Source organism: Allokutzneria sp. NRRL B-24872, from assembly GCF_002155965.1.
Classification (GTDB): domain Bacteria; phylum Actinomycetota; class Actinomycetes; order Mycobacteriales; family Pseudonocardiaceae; genus Allokutzneria.
In genome coordinates this window covers 1-1,435 of the sequence record NZ_MUMH01000252.1, presented here as the reverse complement: position 1 = coordinate 1,435, position 1,435 = coordinate 1, and the positions used below count along the sequence as shown (strand labels likewise).

The following is a 1,435-nucleotide window of genomic DNA, read 5'->3' as shown; positions in this document are numbered from 1 at the left end:
CTTTGAGGACAGGCCCTAGCCACGCGGAGTATCTCGGCCCTACGGTCTCCTGGCAGGCGGGTGAAGCGTGGCAACGGCATGTGTACCACTGGTACACCCCACCGGTGCGCACCGCAAGCCAACACCTCACCTTAATAGCACCTTAAAATGGCCCGAATAATTCCTTAGAACGACCACGAAGAGTACGTAAACAATTTCCCTGGAATTCTGTTAAAATCGATCTGGACGTCAGGTCTTGTCGTTACGTGAAGCTCGCGTCACAGTTTTTCCATCACCCTGCTCGGTTCTTCCTCCCCTGCCGGAGGAACCGACAACGGCGCTTTCTCGTTCCAGACGCACCGGCCTGACCCTGACCAGTTGACCCGACGACACCTTCGGGGGGTGTTTCGGCAGTGACCCTGGCCCACCAGATCCCGGCCCACCAGCTCCAGCCCCAGCAGCAGCTCCAGGCCCGGCAACTTCCGTCCCAGCAGCTTCTGTCCCAGCAGCGCACGATCGACCAGGAGCTCAGCGAGGTGCTTCGGACCGGCCCGTTCGACCTGGCGCTGCGGACCGCGCTCGACCGGCGCGGCCTGCCGCTGGACCGCATCCAGGACCGCCTCGCCGCGCAGGGCGTGACGGTGAGCCTGTCCACGCTGAGCTACTGGCAGCGCGGGCGGCGGCGCCCGGAGCGAGCCGACTCGCTGCGCGCGATCGCGCTGCTGGAGGACATCCTCCGGCTGCCGAGGCGCTCGCTGAGCAGCCTCATCGGGCCGCCCCGGCCGCGCGGGCGGGGCGTGCGCGCCCAGGAGCGGCTGAGCCTGACCGACCTCTACGGCGCCGACTCCGACGTGAGCAAGGCGCTGGGCACCTCCTACGAGCACATCAACGCCAAGCTCGACGCGCTGTCGCTGCACGACGAGGTCACCGTCGGCACCGACCGCGCGCTGCGCCGCGTGCGCTCCTGCCAGGTCCAGCGGGCCAACGCCGACGGCGCCGACCGGCTCGTGGTGATCTTCCGGGGCGACGCCGACCAGCCGCTGCCGACCGGCCTGCGCTCGCTGTCCGGGCAGCGGTGCGTGACGCGCTACGACCGCGAGCGGATGGTCATGGTCAACGAGCTGTTCTTCGCGCGCCGGCTGGCCAAGGGCGAGAGCGTGCTCGTCGAGTACGAGGTCGAGTTCGCCGATCCGGGCACCAAGCCGAGCTCCTGTTACGAGCGCTGCCTGCGCACCAACGTGCCGCAGTACCTGCTCCAGGTGCGCTTCGAGGGCGAACTGCCCGCGCACTGCCACCGCTCCACCCGCCTCGGCCTCGGCGCGCGGGACGACCGCCGCGCCGTGAGCGTGGACCTCACGCGCATGGCCTACCTGCACGCGCTCGACTGCCAGAAGGGCTTCCACGGCATCAACTGGCAGTGGTGACGCACAGGCTCAAGCCCTGAACGACCCCTTCA

At 68.2% G+C, this 1,435-nt stretch carries 1 protein-coding gene; it reads left to right on the top strand.

Going from position 1 to position 1,435, the window contains the following annotated elements; all coding sequences use genetic code 11:
• Window positions 1-392 precede the first annotated feature (392 nt).
• On the top strand, window positions 393-1,403 hold the full coding sequence (locus CCN37_RS36990) for a hypothetical protein (RefSeq protein ID WP_086830035.1): 1,011 nt from the start codon (window positions 393-395) through the stop codon (window positions 1,401-1,403).
• Window positions 1,404-1,435: the final 32 nt, after the last annotated feature.